At 59.5% G+C, this 14,297-nt stretch carries 15 protein-coding genes and 1 pseudogene; 7 read left to right on the forward strand and 9 right to left on the reverse strand.

Annotation, left to right across the window (positions count from 1 at the left end):
* The first annotated feature begins 101 nt into the window (after nucleotides 1–101).
* The gene (locus tag ABWV79_RS01320) at nucleotides 102–680 is read left to right on the forward strand and encodes a YqaA family protein (protein ID WP_170752970.1); all 579 of its coding nucleotides are present in this window, start codon (nucleotides 102–104) and stop codon (nucleotides 678–680) included.
* The gene (locus ABWV79_RS01325; protein WP_209194561.1) at nucleotides 677–1,162 is read left to right on the forward strand and encodes a disulfide bond formation protein B; all 486 of its coding nucleotides are present in this window, start codon (nucleotides 677–679) and stop codon (nucleotides 1,160–1,162) included. Before ABWV79_RS01320 ends, ABWV79_RS01325 begins: the two co-directional genes overlap by 4 nt.
* Here the strand turns inward: ABWV79_RS01325 and ABWV79_RS01330 are convergent.
* Entirely contained in the window at nucleotides 1,132–1,719 is a 588-nt protein-coding gene (locus tag ABWV79_RS01330; protein WP_170354266.1) for an HNH endonuclease, read from the reverse strand. The two genes, ABWV79_RS01325 and ABWV79_RS01330, sit on opposite strands and share 31 nt — an antisense overlap.
* A gap of 211 nt (nucleotides 1,720–1,930) precedes the next feature.
* Here ABWV79_RS01330 and ABWV79_RS01335 point away from each other — a divergent pair, with 211 nt between their 5' ends.
* On the forward strand, nucleotides 1,931–2,536 hold the full coding sequence (locus ABWV79_RS01335; RefSeq protein ID WP_353389914.1) for a pseudouridine synthase: 606 nt from the start codon (nucleotides 1,931–1,933) through the stop codon (nucleotides 2,534–2,536).
* A gap of 31 nt (nucleotides 2,537–2,567) precedes the next feature.
* Nucleotides 2,568–2,993: a VOC family protein gene (locus tag ABWV79_RS01340; protein WP_353389917.1), complete on the forward strand. Its 426-nt coding sequence runs from the start codon at nucleotides 2,568–2,570 to the stop codon at nucleotides 2,991–2,993.
* Here ABWV79_RS01340 and ABWV79_RS01345 read toward each other — a convergent pair whose 3' ends face one another.
* From ABWV79_RS01345 to ABWV79_RS01360, 4 genes are read right to left on the reverse strand one after another with little or no spacing between them, the layout of a single operon-like run.
* Nucleotides 2,994–3,296 (reverse strand): putative quinol monooxygenase, encoded by a 303-nt coding sequence (locus ABWV79_RS01345; RefSeq protein WP_353389920.1) that lies wholly within the window; start codon nucleotides 3,294–3,296, stop codon nucleotides 2,994–2,996. It abuts the gene before it with no gap.
* A gap of 2 nt (nucleotides 3,297–3,298) precedes the next feature.
* Nucleotides 3,299–3,793 carry a GNAT family N-acetyltransferase gene (locus ABWV79_RS01350; protein ID WP_353389923.1) on the reverse strand — a complete coding sequence of 165 codons (495 nt, stop codon included), beginning with the start codon at nucleotides 3,791–3,793 and terminating at the stop codon, nucleotides 3,299–3,301.
* A gap of 4 nt (nucleotides 3,794–3,797) precedes the next feature.
* Nucleotides 3,798–4,463: an alpha/beta hydrolase gene (locus ABWV79_RS01355; RefSeq protein WP_353389926.1), complete on the reverse strand. Its 666-nt coding sequence runs from the start codon at nucleotides 4,461–4,463 to the stop codon at nucleotides 3,798–3,800.
* Complete coding sequence (locus ABWV79_RS01360; RefSeq protein WP_353389929.1) at nucleotides 4,460–5,092, reverse strand: DNA-3-methyladenine glycosylase family protein; 633 nt, start codon at nucleotides 5,090–5,092, stop codon at nucleotides 4,460–4,462. Before ABWV79_RS01360 ends, ABWV79_RS01355 begins: the two co-directional genes overlap by 4 nt.
* Nucleotides 5,093–5,189: 97 nt before the next feature.
* Between ABWV79_RS01360 and ABWV79_RS01365 the strand changes: the two genes are divergently transcribed.
* Nucleotides 5,190–6,416, forward strand: coding sequence for an MFS transporter (locus tag ABWV79_RS01365; RefSeq protein ID WP_353390780.1), 1,227 nt, complete (start codon nucleotides 5,190–5,192; stop codon nucleotides 6,414–6,416).
* A gap of 4 nt (nucleotides 6,417–6,420) precedes the next feature.
* Here ABWV79_RS01365 and ABWV79_RS01370 read toward each other — a convergent pair whose 3' ends face one another.
* The 3 genes from ABWV79_RS01370 to cysS are packed head-to-tail and all read right to left on the reverse strand — an operon-like array spanning nucleotide 6,421 to nucleotide 10,231.
* Entirely contained in the window at nucleotides 6,421–7,203 is a 783-nt protein-coding gene (locus ABWV79_RS01370; RefSeq protein WP_353389932.1) for a squalene/phytoene synthase family protein, read from the reverse strand.
* The gene (gene cimA / locus ABWV79_RS01375; RefSeq protein ID WP_353389935.1) at nucleotides 7,200–8,834 is read right to left on the reverse strand and encodes a citramalate synthase; all 1,635 of its coding nucleotides are present in this window, start codon (nucleotides 8,832–8,834) and stop codon (nucleotides 7,200–7,202) included. Before cimA ends, ABWV79_RS01370 begins: the two co-directional genes overlap by 4 nt.
* Nucleotides 8,834–10,231 (reverse strand): cysteine--tRNA ligase, encoded by a 1,398-nt coding sequence (cysS, locus tag ABWV79_RS01380; protein WP_353389938.1) that lies wholly within the window; start codon nucleotides 10,229–10,231, stop codon nucleotides 8,834–8,836. Before cysS ends, cimA begins: the two co-directional genes overlap by 1 nt.
* A 258-nt stretch (nucleotides 10,232–10,489) precedes the next feature.
* Here cysS and ABWV79_RS01385 point away from each other — a divergent pair.
* Nucleotides 10,490–11,677, forward strand: a pseudogene (locus tag ABWV79_RS01385) (pyridoxal phosphate-dependent aminotransferase).
* 6 nt (nucleotides 11,678–11,683) lie between these two features.
* Here ABWV79_RS01385 and ABWV79_RS01390 read toward each other — a convergent pair.
* Nucleotides 11,684–12,202, reverse strand: a complete 519-nt coding sequence (locus tag ABWV79_RS01390; RefSeq protein ID WP_353389941.1) for an outer membrane protein — start codon at nucleotides 12,200–12,202, stop codon at nucleotides 11,684–11,686.
* Nucleotides 12,203–12,616: 414 nt separating this feature from the next.
* Here ABWV79_RS01390 and ABWV79_RS01395 point away from each other — a divergent pair, with 414 nt between their 5' ends.
* The gene (locus ABWV79_RS01395; protein ID WP_353389944.1) at nucleotides 12,617–14,161 is read left to right on the forward strand and encodes a trimethylamine methyltransferase family protein; all 1,545 of its coding nucleotides are present in this window, start codon (nucleotides 12,617–12,619) and stop codon (nucleotides 14,159–14,161) included.
* The last annotated feature ends 136 nt before the right edge of the window (nucleotides 14,162–14,297 follow it).

Below are 14,297 nucleotides of genomic sequence, written 5' to 3' on the forward strand. Positions count from 1 at the left end.
CAAAAAACAACCCATCGTCATTTGTTTTTCCGGCGGCAGTTGACCCTAGGATGACCGCGTGATTTGGCTAACCCATCTGTTGACCGGGATTTTGGCGCCGAATGATACGATCACTCTATGACTGGACTATTCGTCTGGCCGAACACCCGCACGCTTTGTGGGCATTGGCCGTAGTGGCCTTTATTGAAAGCTCGTTCTTTCCGATTCCGCCCGATGTGCTGATGATTCCGATGATCCTGGCGCGACCGTCACGCGCGTGGTTGATCGCGACAGTTGCGTTGGTCGCATCGGTGCTCGGTGGGTTGCTTGGATACGCGATTGGGGCGTTTTTCTATGAAAGCCTCGGTCAGCCCATCCTCGAATCCATGGGCAAGGCTCACGCGATGGAGGAATTCAACACCCGTTTCAACGATTTCGGGTTCTGGGCTGTGCTGGCGGCGGGCGTGACCCCATTTCCTTACAAGGTCATCACCATTATGTCGGGCTGGACCGGCATGCCTCTGGGCACATTCATTGCGACGTCGATTCTGGCACGTGCATTGCGCTTTTTCATTGTAGCGGGTCTTTTGTGGGGCTTTGGAGAGCCGATCCGCGCCTTCATCGAAAAGCGACTGGGCCTGATGTTCACGTTGTTCATAATCCTGCTGTTCGGCGGCTTTCTTGTGGTGAAATACATATGACACGAAGAGCTCAACTGATTTTGGTCGCTGCCGGCGGCTCTGGCGCGTTGCTGCTGGGGGCGTGGGCATTTCAATACCTTGGCGGTATGGCACCTTGCAAAATGTGCATTTGGCAGCGCTATCCTCATGCCGTAGCTTTTGTTGTAGGCGCGTTGGCTCTGGCGCTGCCGCGTTTGAACTTTTTACCCCTCGTCGGAGCACTAGCTGCGCTGTCCACTGCGGCTATCGGCTTTTTCCACGCCGGGGTCGAGCAAGGGTGGTGGGAAGGCCCCTCAAGCTGCACTTCCGGTGATATCGGAGGACTATCGACTCAGGACCTGTTCGACCAGATCATGACCGCGCCCCTTGTACGCTGCGATGACATCCCGTGGGAGATGTTCGGATTGTCCATGGCCGCCTGGAACGGCGTAATCTCGACTGTGCTGATTGTATTCTGGATGCTGGCCTGGCGTCAGAACTCGTCCAGCTCGGCATCCCAGTAAAGAAAGTCGATCCAGCTGTCATGCAGGTGGTTGGGCGGGAACTTCCGCCCGACATTGCGCAAGGCTTCAGCATCGGGCTGTCGCGGCGGCTTGCGCAGGGTCATTCCTGCCTGCCGCAGCGATTTCGACCCTTTGCGCAGGTTGCACGGGCTGCACGCCGCCACCACATTCTGCCAGCTGGTCACACCGCCAGCGGCACGCGGCACCACGTGGTCAAACGTCAGATCCCCCCGGCTGCCGCAATACTGGCAGCGGAATTCATCCCTTAGAAATAAATTAAAGCGCGTGAAGGCCACGCGCTTTCTGGGTTTTACATAGTCTTTCAACACAACAACCGACGGTATTCGGATCTCAGTGCTGGGGCTTCGGACGACCTCGTCATACTCTGCCACAATGTCCACCCGATCCAGCCAGGCGGCTTTCACAGCCTCCTGCCATGGCCAAAGGGACAGCGGATAGTAAGACAAGGGGCGATAATCGGCGTTCAAAACCAGTGCCGGATGATGCTTTAGCGCACCGGGTTCCCTGACAAATTCGGTCCTGAAGTCTGCGTCCATATCAGAATCGCTCCTCGCTCTGCTCTGCCCGTTTGACATCAGAGCGGGGAACACCCGCCCCGGCCTTAAGTTAACTATATATCGTGTTAAAACTCTGACAAGCCCTGAGTATCCACAATATCTCGGGGAATGGGTAAGCTGCCTGCGTAACAGGCACATGACAGTTATCCACAGGTTGCACGACAGTTTCCGCCGCGCTATGGCGAAGACCATGAGCTGGTTTATTCGATTCAACAAACCCTTCGACGTGCTGCCGCAATTTACCGACCGGGCGAATGCGGACACACCGCGCAGCACCCTGTCGGATTTCATCGACCTACCGGGCGTCTATCCTGCCGGGCGGTTGGACCGTGACAGCGAAGGGCTGATGCTGCTGACCGACAATGGGCGGCTGCAGGCGCATATCGCCGACCCTAAGCACAAGATGGCCAAAACCTACTGGGTACAGGTCGAAGGCCTGCCCGACGCCGCCGCGCTAAAGGCGCTGCGCGACGGGGTCGAGTTGAAAGATGGCGTGACCCGCCCCGCCAAGGCCCGGATGATGGACGAACCCGATGGGCTTTGGCCGCGCACCCCTCCGATCCGCGAACGTCAGACAGTGCCCGATTGCTGGATCGAGCTAACCCTGCGCGAAGGCAAGAACCGGCAGGTTCGGCGCATGACGGCGGCTGTGGGCCACCCGACCCTGCGCCTGATCCGCGCCCGCATTGGCGACTGGACGCTGGATGGGCTGGATCCCGGCCAATGGGACAGCCTGCCCGAACCCGCGATCAACGCGGCCCCTCAGCGTAAACGTGACCGCCGACCACGTCGGTGACAAAAACCTCCGTTTGTGATAGACTTAGGCCATGAAAATCACGTCGGATATCCCCACCCCGCAGGGCATTCTTGAGGCCGCTTTGTACGTCGATGACCTTGACGTGGCCGAACAATTCTATGGTGAGGTTCTGGCGCTGGAAAAAATCCAGCGGGTTACCGACCGGCATGTGTTCTATCGCGTGGGCGCGACGGTTCTGCTGATCTTCAACGCTGACGAGACCGAGAAACCGCCGCTGAACCCCGACCTGCCCGTGCCCCCTCATGGAGCGCGCGGACCTGGCCATGTCTGCCTGTCCATGCCCCGCGACCAGATCGCGGTGATGCGCAAACACCTGCTGGACTGGAACGTACCCCTGGATGCCGAGTTCGACTGGCCGAACGGCGCGCACTCGCTTTACGTGCGCGATCCGGCGGGCAACTCGGTGGAGTTCACAGAACCCCACCTTTGGAATTGATTACCGAAGCGGCTGTTTTTCGCCGCCTACGATGCGGTAAATATCTGCGGATGTGACCCCAACCTCACCCAAAGCATCCTGAAACACGGCCATATGCGGCGTGGCCATATGCGCCTCAAGCGCAGCTTGGCTTTCCCACTCTTCGTACACTCGGAAGCGGTTGGAATGCCCAAGAACCTGGCTGAATTCGTAGACGTTACAGCCCTGTTCTTTTACCGTTTCCGCCACCATTTCCTGCGCGGCTTTTGCCGCCTGTTCAATGCCTTCCGGCGCGACCTCAACCGTTCCAGTAACGACCAGCATTCCTAACCCTTTCTCAATTCAAACCGTTTGGAAATCCGATCAACCGGTGTGCCGTCACGAAGGGGAACGCCATAAGCGACCGAGTAGTCCAGAAAACCCATCGTGTCGTAGTAGCTCAACCCTTGCCGATTATCGGCCCGGATCGTGGCATTGATCGCGCTGAACCCCAAAGCCGCCGCATGTTTCGAGGTTTCGGCAAACAGAGCGCGCCCAACACCTTTCAGGACCGGATCGCGGCGCGCAAAAGTGGCGATATCGGAGCAGTCGTCAGGCAATTTTGCATGCGATCCCAGCCACTGGAAACCGGCCACCTCGCCATCACGGTCCAGCGCAACATGACAACAAATCTTGTCCGGCCCATCCAGGTAGCTTTGCGCAAAAAGTGCCTCAGAGAACGGGGTCTCGAACGCAGTCGTCCCCCCGATCTCGATAATCTGGTTGAGGATCCGGCACGCGGCTGCCACATCCTCGGGCATCATTGGCCGGACTGCGATCATTGGATCAAAGGCTCAGCTTGTCACGCATGAAGGCCAACGCCACGCTCAGGCCATCAGGCGCGATACCGTGGCCGGTGCCCTTCATTATATGGGCGTAAACCTCTTTGAAATCGGCAGCCTGCAGCGCCTCGGCCGCCTCAGGCAGCGATTGCGGCGGGACCACGTCATCAGCGTCTCCATGCACCAGAAGGATCGGCATCCGGCTGACCGCCTCATCGGGCAGCAGATCAGGCTCCAGCAACCGGCCCGAAAAGGCGACGATCCCAGCCACCGGGTCTTCGCGGCGCGGGGCAACGTGCAGGCTCATCATTGTGCCCTGACTGAAGCCGAACAGCACCACCTGTTCGGGCAGCACGTCCTCATCCACCATCAGCGCGTCAAGGAAGGCGTTGAAATCCTCGACCGCCATCTCCATACCGCGACGCGCCTCTTCTTCGGACGAGCCGTCGATCCACGGGATCGGGAACCATTGAAATCCGTTGGGCATACCAGGGATTTGCTCGGGCGCGTCGGGCGCCACGAACAGCGTGTCAGGTAGATGCTCACCCAGTGGATCGGCCAGCCCCAGCAGGTCGGCCCCGTTGGCGCCATAGCCATGCACAAACACCACGACCGAGCGCGTGTCGCCCGAAACCGGCTCTTTTCGGAGCGCATTCAATACTCGAGTCATCTGATCCCTTCTCGTTCCTTTGCCACTCGGTAATAGGCCCACAACACCCGTGCCGCAACCGACCGCCAGGGCGACCAAGCGTCGGCCATCTGCCGCAATTCTTTGTCGGTCGGGCGCTTGGGCAGATCGTAGAGGATACGCGCGGCCTCTTGCAGCGCCAGATCGCCCGGTGCGATCACATCGGCGCGGCCCAGCGAGAACATGGCGTAGATCTCGGCGGTCCAGACCCCGATGCCAGGAACTTCGGTCAGAACGGCGACCACATCCGCGTCAGGAAAATCGCGTAACGCCCTGTAATCAATACGCGCTTCGGCCAGCGCGCGGGCATAGCGAATTTTCTGACGGCTCAGCCCAACGGCGCGCAGGTCATCATCGGTGGCCCACATGATCTTGCGCGGGCCGGTCAGTTTCGCGTCCTGCAACCGTTTCCAGATCGCATTGGCCGAGGCCACGCTGACCTGCTGGCTGACAATCGCGCTGAGCAGTTGCGCGAACCCGTCAGGCTTGCGACGCAGGGGCAACGGTCCCACCTGATCCAGCGCATAGGCCATGCGCGGGCAGGCATTGCCCAGCCACTCGGCCCCCTCACGCACACAGTCGTTGGTTTCGATGATACGTCCGACGGACATGCTGGCCTCAGGCTGTTTGATTGCGCACACGTTAGGCTGCTTTGACGCATATGCAACCCGCTTGTGCGACATGCTTTTCGCGGATACCCATGGGCGCATGACGATGACCGCCACTACCCCCGATGACAGCCAAGCCAAACGCAACGTCGCCGTTCTGGTGGCCGCGCAAGCGATGCTGGGCGCACAGATGCCGATGATCTTTATCGTCGGCGGGTTGGCGGGCGAGTCGCTGGCGACCAATGCCTGTCTGGCGACCCTTCCGATCTCACTGATCGTGCTAGGGTCGATGCTGGCGGCCACGCCGATCTCGGCCATCATGCAGCGCTGGGGACGGCGCGTTGGCTTTCTGGTGGGCGCAACTGCAGGTGCGCTTGGCGGTCTGGTCGGGGCTTACGGCCTGTATCTGGGGTCATTCCCCATCTTTCTGCTAGGCAGCCTGTTGACCGGTATCTATATGAGCGCACACGGCTTTTACCGCTTTGCCGCCGCCGATACGGCATCGGACGCTTTCCGCCCCAAAGCGATTTCCTATGTCATGGCTGGAGGGCTTGCGGCGGCGATCATCGGGCCACAGATCGTCAAGCTTACCTCAACTGCCTATGTGATCCCGTTCCTCGGCACCTATATGGCGGTGATTGCGGTGAATGTGATCGGCTCTGTCCTGTTCTTCTTTCTCGACATCCCGACCCCGGCAAAAATGGCAGAGGGCGCACCCAAAGGTCGCACCCGGCTTGAGATGTTGAAAACCCCGCGCATCGCCGTCGCGATCATCTGCGCGATGGTGTCATATGCGCTGATGAACCTTGTCATGACGTCAACCCCGCTGGCGGTTGTCGGCTGCGGCTATTCGGCCAATGACGCGGCCGATGTGGTGACTGGGCATGTTCTGGCCATGTATATCCCCAGCTTTTTCACCGGTCAGTTGATCGCCCGCTTTGGAGTCGAGAGAATCGTTGCCCTTGGCCTTGCCATTCTGGGCGCAGCCGGAGTGGTCGCCCTGCAAGGGGTCGAGCTTGGCAATTTCTTCATCGCGCTGATCCTGCTGGGTATCGGTTGGAACTTTGGCTTTATCGGGGCCACTACGATGCTGGCCTCTGCCCATGACGTGAATGAACGCGGGCGGATGCAGGGCCTGAATGACCTGCTGGTGTTCGGCGGCGTAACCTTTGCCTCGCTTGCTTCGGGCGGGTTGATGAACTGCTCGGGCGGTTCGGCGGTCGAGGGGTGGACGGCGGTGAACCTTGCCATGATCCCTCTGTTGACCTTGGCCGGTGGCGCGCTGTTGTGGCTGGTGTTGAAGCCCACGGAACCCGAGGCCGCCTGATCGCCTACCAGTGCCCCCGCGCGGCCGTCCACATCAGGGACAACCTGCGCCGCATTTCCCCCTGCGCCATATCCCCGGCAGCCACACGATCCGGTTTGGCAATGGCGCGACGCAGCACCCATTCGGCTTGCCACCCGGAATATAGCGCCGGACGTGCCTGTGCCGACACCATCGCCGCATTCACCCGCGCCCGCCGCAACCGGTCCAACCCTGCTTGCGCCAGCGCCCGCACCCCGTCAGGTGTGCCGTCCAACAATGGGATGCGCCCGCGCGCTTCAAGCTCGGGGATCGCGCGCAACCAATTCGCCACGCCAACCGCATAGCCGAAGTCGCGCAAAACTCCCTCATCCGCTGGCCCCAGAACCTGCGCAGAAGCAACCATTAGGCTACCTGCGCTCTGGTCCAGATAGGTGTCGAAATGGGCCTGATCTTCGAACGGATCACGATATATATCCCAACGCCTTACGGCCACATACTCATCAAGTTGCGCGGCCAGATGAGGCGACAGCACACGGGACAAGGGCGTTACAACCTCGTGGCGGCGCACAGTTCCACTTTCGGCAATTTCCTGCAACGCATCGCGCCACCATTGCAGACGCATTTCGGCGATCATCGTCTCTTGCGTGACCCATGGCGCGCGCGCCACCTCGGCATTTAGTGCGTAAATCGGAAAGAGCTTGGGCCGCACCGCAACCGGAGCCGCCATCACCGCCATGAACCGATCCGGATCAGCGCGATGCACAAGTGCGGCGCAGGCCTTCACGTCATCGTCGAAGGCAACGCTCACTCGGCCACCACCGCCTGCGGCTCGCAATCACGCACCAGTTTCCACTGGATCGCATCCAGCAGAGCCTCGAACGAGGCATCGACTATGTTCGCACTGACGCCCACGGTTGACCAGCGCCGCCCCTGCCCGTCTTCGCTGTCGATGATGACGCGGGTCACAGCCTCGGTCCCGCCTTGGGTGATGCGCACCTTGAAATCCACCAGCCGCATATCCGCCAGAACCTGCGAATATTGCCCCAGATCTTTCGCCAGCGCCTTGGCAAGCGCGTTCACCGGTCCGCGATCGCTGCCATCCTCATCCAGAGACTCACTGACCGACAGCTTCTTTTCGCCGTCGACTTTCACCACGACCACGGCTTCGGACAGGCTGACCATCTTGTTGTACTTGTTCTTGCGCCGTTCAACCGTCACTTTGTACCGCTTGACCTCAAAGAACTCGGGCAGTTGCCCCAGCTCATCCCGCGCCAGCAACTCGAAACTGGCTTGCGCGGTGTCATAAGAATAGCCCTCGGCCTCGCGCTGCTTGATCCGGTCAAGGATGCGCCCCAGTGCCGGATCGGCTTTTTCCACCGACAGCCCCGCCTCGGTCAGGCGCTTGCGCAGGTTCGATTGCCCAGCCTGATTTGACATCGGGATGATCCGCGCATTGCCGACTGCCCCCGGATCTACATGCTCATAGGTCGAGGGATCCTTGAGGATCGCGCTGGCGTGCAGCCCCGCCTTATGCGCAAAGGCCGAGGCCCCCACATAGGCCGATTGTTTGCTGGGCACCCGGTTCAGGATGTCATCCAGCATCCGGCTGATCCGCGTCAGACCGGCCAGCGCCTGTGTGGTGACGCCTATATCAAAGTTCGAGGCATAGGGTTCTTTCAGCAACAAGGTCGGGATCAAAGCGGTCAGGTTCGCATTGCCACACCGCTCACCCAGCCCGTTCAGCGTGCCCTGTATCTGCCGCGCGCCTGCGTCGACGGCAGCCAGCGAACAGGCGACTGCGTTTTCGGTGTCATTGTGCGTATGAATACCCAGACGATCGCCCGGCAGACCTGCGGCGATCACTTCGGTCACAATGCGCGACACCTCGGCTGGCAGCGCACCGCCATTGGTATCGCACAGCACAATCCAGCGCGCGCCTGCGTCCAGAGCCGCCCGGCAGACCTGAACCGCATAGGCGGGATTGTCCTTGTAGCCGTCAAAGAAATGCTCGGCATCGAACAGTGCCTCGCGCCCCTGCGCCACGATATGCGCGACTGAGGCGCGGACATTCTCGACATTCTCCTCCAGCGTGGTCCCCAATGCGTGGGTCACGTGGTAATCATGAGACTTGCCCACCAGACAGACAGCCTGCGTGCCAGCATTCATCACGGCGGCCAGCACATCATCATTCTCGGCCGACCGGCCCGACCGTTTGGTCATACCAAAGGCCGTCAACCGGGCCGAGGTCTTTGGCGCAACCTCGAAAAACGCGCTGTCGGTGGGGTTCGCACCGGGCCAGCCGCCCTCGATATAGTCCACGCCCAACTCGTCCAGAGCCTTGGCAATCTGCACCTTTTCAGCGGTCGAGAACTGCACACCCTGGGTCTGCTGCCCGTCGCGCAGGGTGGTGTCGTATAGATAAAGCCGTTCCTTCGACATCACACACCCTCCAGCTTGGCAGCGTCAAACCCGGCCCCCGGCACCAGCTCCACACCGTCCTTGCTCATCCGCACTTCCAGCCCTGCTGCGACATAGGCCGCCTTCAACCGGTCCACTTCCGAGAAGTCCTTGCTTTGCATCGCCTGGGCCCGCGCCTCGGCCAGACGCGCCGCATGACCAGAAAGATCTGCCGAGCCCGTATCGGCCCAAGCGCCCATTTCAGGCTCCAACAACCCCAGAACTTGCGCACTGGCCAACAGGCCCGCTGCGTCACCCTCTGCCGCCAGACGGTGGAGTTCCGCGACAGCCCCCGCCGTGTTGAGGTCATCACCCAGCGCGGCGATCACCGAGGGGGCCGCGCTGGCGGCGGGCTCGATGCCCGCTGTCAGTGCCCGCCACTTGCGCAACGTCGCCTCGGCGTCGCGGGCTTTCTTCTCGGTCCAGTCCATCGGCTTGCGGTAATGCGTCTGTAAGAACACAAACCGGATCACCTCACCCGGAACGCCCTGATCCAGCAGATCATGTACGGTGAAGAAATTGCCCAAAGACTTGGACATCTTCTTGCCCTCAACCTGCAGCATCTCATTATGCAGCCAAACCCGCGCAAATTCGCCCTCGGGATGGGCGCAGCAGCTTTGGGCGATCTCATTCTCATGATGCGGGAACATCAGATCGTTGCCGCCGCCGTGAATGTCGAAGCTTTCGCCCAACAGTTCATAGCTCATGGCCGAGCATTCGATATGCCATCCCGGACGCCCCCGTCCCCACGGGCTATCCCAACCCGGCAACTCGTCACTCGACGGTTTCCACAGCACGAAATCCATCGGGTTCTTCTTGTAGGGCGCAACCTCGACCCGCGCCCCTGCAATCATGTCGTCGACCGACCGCCCCGAAAGCACGCCATAACGCTCTTTCCAGCTGTCTACGGCGAACAGCACATGCCCCTCGGCAGCATAGGCATGGCCCTTGGCGATGAGCCCTTCAATCATCGCAATCATCTGCGGAATGTAATGCGTCGCACGCGGCATCTGGTTCGGCTCCAGCGCACCTAACGCACCCATATCGTGCAGATACCACCCGATCGTCTCGTCCGAGCGCTCCTGCACCAGTTGCTCCAATGTGCCCGGCGCGCCGGCATTCTGACGCGCCAAGGCGGTCGCGTTGATCTTGTCATCCACGTCGGTGAAATTGCGCACATAGGTCACGTGATCCGCGCCATAGGTGTGGCGCAGCAACCGATAGAGCACGTCAAACACCACCACGGGCCGCGCATTGCCCAGATGGGCGCGGTCATAAACCGTCGGACCACAGACATACATCCGCACATTGTCAGCACTGATCGGTACGAAATCCTCTTTCGTCCGGGTCCTTGTGTTGTGCAGTTTGATCGTGGTCATCGGTCGGCTCCTAAGAACGGCATGGCGTCTCGCGTTGGCGCGGGCTTAGCAACTTGTCTCAGGGATGAAAACGAAAGAAACCGGCCCGCTTGATAAATCAGCAGGAAATGCAGCAGGTAATGATGCAGAACGTCAGTTTCATAGAGTTTGGTTATCATGCGGGCATTGTTCCGCCAAGCCCCTGTTTTCACGCTGCCTCGAATTGACATTCACAAAACGCTCTGGCCCTTTCGGCTACAAAACAGGCAGAGGCGCATCATGAAACTGTCACGGCGTATTAAGCAATTGACCAGAGGCGACGGCGACGGGTGGGACGTATTCTACCGCGCCCGACGGATGATTACCGAAGGCCTTGCGGTCACCGAACTGACCATTGGGGAACATGATATCCGCACAGACCCGTCAATTCTGCGTGCGATGAATCAATCCGCCCGACAAGGCCACACGTGATACGCATTGGTGCCCGGTACGGATCTGCTGCGCGATACAGTAGCTGCGCGCGTTCAAACGCGAACCGGTGTTCCCACCACACGTAAGAACGTATTGATTACACCCGGCGGTCAATCGGCTCTGTTCGCGGCCCATGTGGCGGTTTGCGATCCGGGTGATGTCGGCCTGTACCTGGACCCGTACTATGCCACCTACCCTGGTACGATCCGCGGCGCCGGCGCCATCGACCGGGCGGTTCAAACCACAGCCAAGGCAGCCTTTCAGCCAGACCCCCAGCAGATCGAAGCCGCCTCTGACGGTGCGGTTTCGTTGCTCATCAATACGCCCAACAACCCTACCGGGGTCGTGTATTCCCGCCAGACCCTCGAGGGCCTGGCCGATGTCTGCCGTAAACGCGACCTGTGGCTGATTTCCGACGAAGTTTACGACACGCAGGTTTGGGATGGAGCGCACATCTCGCCCCGCAGCCTGCCTGATATGGCGGACCGCACTTTGGTCGTTGGCTCAATGTCCAAATCGCATGCCATGACGGGCTCTCGATGCGGGTGGGTCGTAGGGCCTGAAAAAGTGATCTCTTATCTGATCACATTGGCCACACACACGACCTACGGCGTACCCGGCTTCGTTCAGGACGCGGCCCATTTTGCGCTGACCGCCGGAGATAAACTTGAAAACAGCATCGCGGCTCCGTTTCGCCGCAGACGGACGCTGGCAATCGAAATTCTGAGCGCGCAGACCACGGTCGGTTTAGTGCCCGCGCAAGGCGCGATGTACCTGATGCTGGACGTGCGTGCAACCGGCCTCAGCGGTTTAGAGTTCGCAAATGCACTGCTGGATAAACGTCGAATCGCGGTGATGCCTGGCGAGAGTTTTGGCACTGCTGCTAAAGGACATATTCGCGTGGCCATGACAATCGAGGACGTGCGCTTTGCGTCTGCTTTAAAAACCATATGTGATTTCGCGACAGAGTTGGCTGACCAGAATGCAGCAGAGTAGCCGTGGTCAGAACCGAAAGGTCGTTCTCAAATTGAACACGTTGGAATCGAGGCCGCCTTCGGAACGGGTCACGTCGTCAAAATTCTGTCTTAAAGCCTCACCACTGATGACAAATCTATCGGTGACCGGATAGGCAACACCGATTCCGTAGACCGCAGCTGTGTCATTTTCGACCGACGAATCCACTCGTGCGGCTCCCACAACTACATACCCAAGCGCAGATCCGAAATCGTACCCGCCACGCAGTTTCACGCGGGTCATGCTGTCCAGGCTACCTTCGTTCTGGCCCAGATTCAAAGACAGCCGATTATACTCAAGCTCGCCTCCCAGAACGAAATTCCCGAAATCGTGGTCATACCCGACATGAGGACCGAAGCTAGAATCACTACCGCTTGCGCCGTTCGGGCCATCTGCATCCGCATAACCAAAGCTGAATCCTGCATAAGCCCCGCTCCAATCCTCGGCAAAAGCCGAGATGGCGCCGGTCAGTGTCATCGCGACAATGATGGGCAGCAGATGGTTCATTAGACTACAAAAGCCTTTCATCAAAACATTCGAGTATTCTTTTCAGAGTGCCATACAACTGGAAGCCAATCGTTAAAAATCAATTGAGATCACGAACTGCTGCTAAATAAGTGACCGAAGTATAACAGATTTCCGGATCAAACGGGTAATTTCTTTACCCAAGGTAATCTATGTGCCGAAAAACTCAGGTTTGTTTCGCTTTTGGTCATCGAAGTCGCAAACAGAACAGAATGAGGCGACCCGACTTGGAACACTGCATGCCACAAGGTGAGGAGCCTCATGCACAGTGACGTTTGGAAGATCCGGCTGATCAGCCGCACCATCGGTGCGGATCGTGGTCGCGCGGCCCGAGGGCGACCAGTCCGGGATTGAACCGCCCTTAGACCACTCGCAACTCACCAATCGGACTTTGATATGAACGACCAATCCCGTACCTCTTCTCGCAGCGGCGGCCGCGCCGCACGTCGCGCGGCCCGTGCCTCGGCCCTTCCCGACCACTTGCGCCCCGTTCGCCCTGGCCTTGAAGGCGGAACACTGAAAGCGCTCACCCCTCGGCAGGTTGAACAGATACACGAGGCCGCGCTGACCGCGCTTGAAACGATCGGGCTTGCGGACGCGCCGCAAAGCGGGATTGACTATCTGGTCGGCGCTGGATGCACCTTGGGCGACGACGGGCGCATTCGCTTTCCGCGGGCGCTGGTCGAAGACACGATTGCCAATGCCAATCGTTCCGTGACCCTGCACAGCCGTGATGGGCAGATGGATCTCGATCTGTCGGGCACGCGCGTCCACTATGGCACCGCGGGCGCTGCTGTCAGCATGGTCGACGTCCATGGTCGGGAGTATCGGGACTCGACCGTTCAAGACCTGCACGATGCAGCACGGATTTGTCAGCAACTGGATAATATCCATTTCGTTCAACGCCCTATGGTGTGTCGTGACATCACGGACAACTTGGAGATGGACCTGAACACCGTCTACGCCGCCTGTTCTGGAACGTTCAAACACATCGGCACGTCGTTCACAGAGCCCAGCCATGTCGCCCCAGCGGTTGAGATGTTGCACATGATCGCGGGCGGAGAGGACAAGTGGCGCGAGCGACCATTTGTATCGAACTCGAACTGTTTCGTTGTTCCTCCGATGAAATTCGCCACCGAAAGTTGCGAAGTGATGGAGGAGTGTATCAAGGCTGGAATGCCGGTACTGTTGTTGTCCGCAGGTATGGCCGGTGCGACGGCCCCCTCGACCATCGCGGGCGCAATCACACAGGCCACCGCCGAATGCCTGGCCGGACTGGTTTATGTAAATGCCGTAAGCCCTGGCGCACCTGCAGTTTTTGGCACCTGGCCGTTTGGGTTGGACCTGCGAACCGGCGCTATGTCCATAGGCTCGGGCGAGCAAGCCCTGCTGACTGCCGGGTGCGGACAAATGCACCAGTTCTATGATCTTCCCGGCGGCGCGGCGGCCGGCGCATCCGACTCGAAAATGCCAGATATGCAGGCCGGCTGGGAGCAGATGTGCTCGAATGTCATGGCGGGATTGTCTGGCGTGAATATGGTGTACGAGGCCGCTGGAATGCACGCCTCATTGCTGGGTTTCTGCTTTGAAAGCCTGATCCTAGGGGATGACATTATTGGACAGGCGCAGCGCTGTGTTCGTGGGATCGAAGTCACGGATGAAACACTGGCGCTCGACCAGATCGCCGAAGTCTGCATGGGCGGCCCGGGCCATTACCTCGGCACCGATGCAACGCTGAGCCGAATGCAGGCAGACTACGTGTATCCGACTTATGGCGACCGCACGTCTCCCAAAGAATGGGCCGAATTGGACAAGCCTGATCTGATCGCCAAGGCCACGGCCCGGAAAGAGGAAATCTTGTCCACGCCGTCACCCGCACGGTTCGATCCCATGTTGGACGCGGCCCTTCGCGAGAAATTTAACATTCACTTGCCAACGTAAGTGTATGAAAAAAAGGGGGCCGAGGCCCCCTTTTAGTTTCGCCATCCAGGCTCATATCGTTGACCGCCCGGTGTTTTTTTGCCTGCGGCCTGGACTGCGCATGGGACGAGCGCACCCGTCCCGTGAGAGAGTGGGA

This window comes from Ruegeria sp. HU-ET01832, assembly GCF_040371315.1.
GTDB classification, from domain to species: domain Bacteria; phylum Pseudomonadota; class Alphaproteobacteria; order Rhodobacterales; family Rhodobacteraceae; genus Ruegeria; species Ruegeria lacuscaerulensis_A.

Coding starts and splice junctions, on each gene's coding strand:
- ABWV79_RS01320 (WP_170752970.1), top strand. CDS start 102: ATGATACGATCACTCTATGACTGGACTATTCGTCTGGCCGAACACCCG.
- ABWV79_RS01325 (WP_209194561.1), top strand. CDS start 677: ATGACACGAAGAGCTCAACTGATTTTGGTCGCTGCCGGCGGCTCTGGC.
- ABWV79_RS01330 (WP_170354266.1), bottom strand. CDS start 1,719: ATGGACGCAGACTTCAGGACCGAATTTGTCAGGGAACCCGGTGCGCTA.
- ABWV79_RS01335 (WP_353389914.1), top strand. CDS start 1,931: ATGAGCTGGTTTATTCGATTCAACAAACCCTTCGACGTGCTGCCGCAA.
- ABWV79_RS01340 (WP_353389917.1), top strand. CDS start 2,568: ATGAAAATCACGTCGGATATCCCCACCCCGCAGGGCATTCTTGAGGCC.
- ABWV79_RS01345 (WP_353389920.1), bottom strand. CDS start 3,296: ATGCTGGTCGTTACTGGAACGGTTGAGGTCGCGCCGGAAGGCATTGAA.
- ABWV79_RS01350 (WP_353389923.1), bottom strand. CDS start 3,793: ATGATCGCAGTCCGGCCAATGATGCCCGAGGATGTGGCAGCCGCGTGC.
- ABWV79_RS01355 (WP_353389926.1), bottom strand. CDS start 4,463: ATGACTCGAGTATTGAATGCGCTCCGAAAAGAGCCGGTTTCGGGCGAC.
- ABWV79_RS01360 (WP_353389929.1), bottom strand. CDS start 5,092: ATGTCCGTCGGACGTATCATCGAAACCAACGACTGTGTGCGTGAGGGG.
- ABWV79_RS01365 (WP_353390780.1), top strand. CDS start 5,190: ATGACGATGACCGCCACTACCCCCGATGACAGCCAAGCCAAACGCAAC.
- cimA (WP_353389935.1), bottom strand. CDS start 8,834: ATGTCGAAGGAACGGCTTTATCTATACGACACCACCCTGCGCGACGGG.
- cysS (WP_353389938.1), bottom strand. CDS start 10,231: ATGACCACGATCAAACTGCACAACACAAGGACCCGGACGAAAGAGGAT.
- ABWV79_RS01390 (WP_353389941.1), bottom strand. CDS start 12,202: ATGAACCATCTGCTGCCCATCATTGTCGCGATGACACTGACCGGCGCC.
- ABWV79_RS01395 (WP_353389944.1), top strand. CDS start 12,617: ATGAACGACCAATCCCGTACCTCTTCTCGCAGCGGCGGCCGCGCCGCA.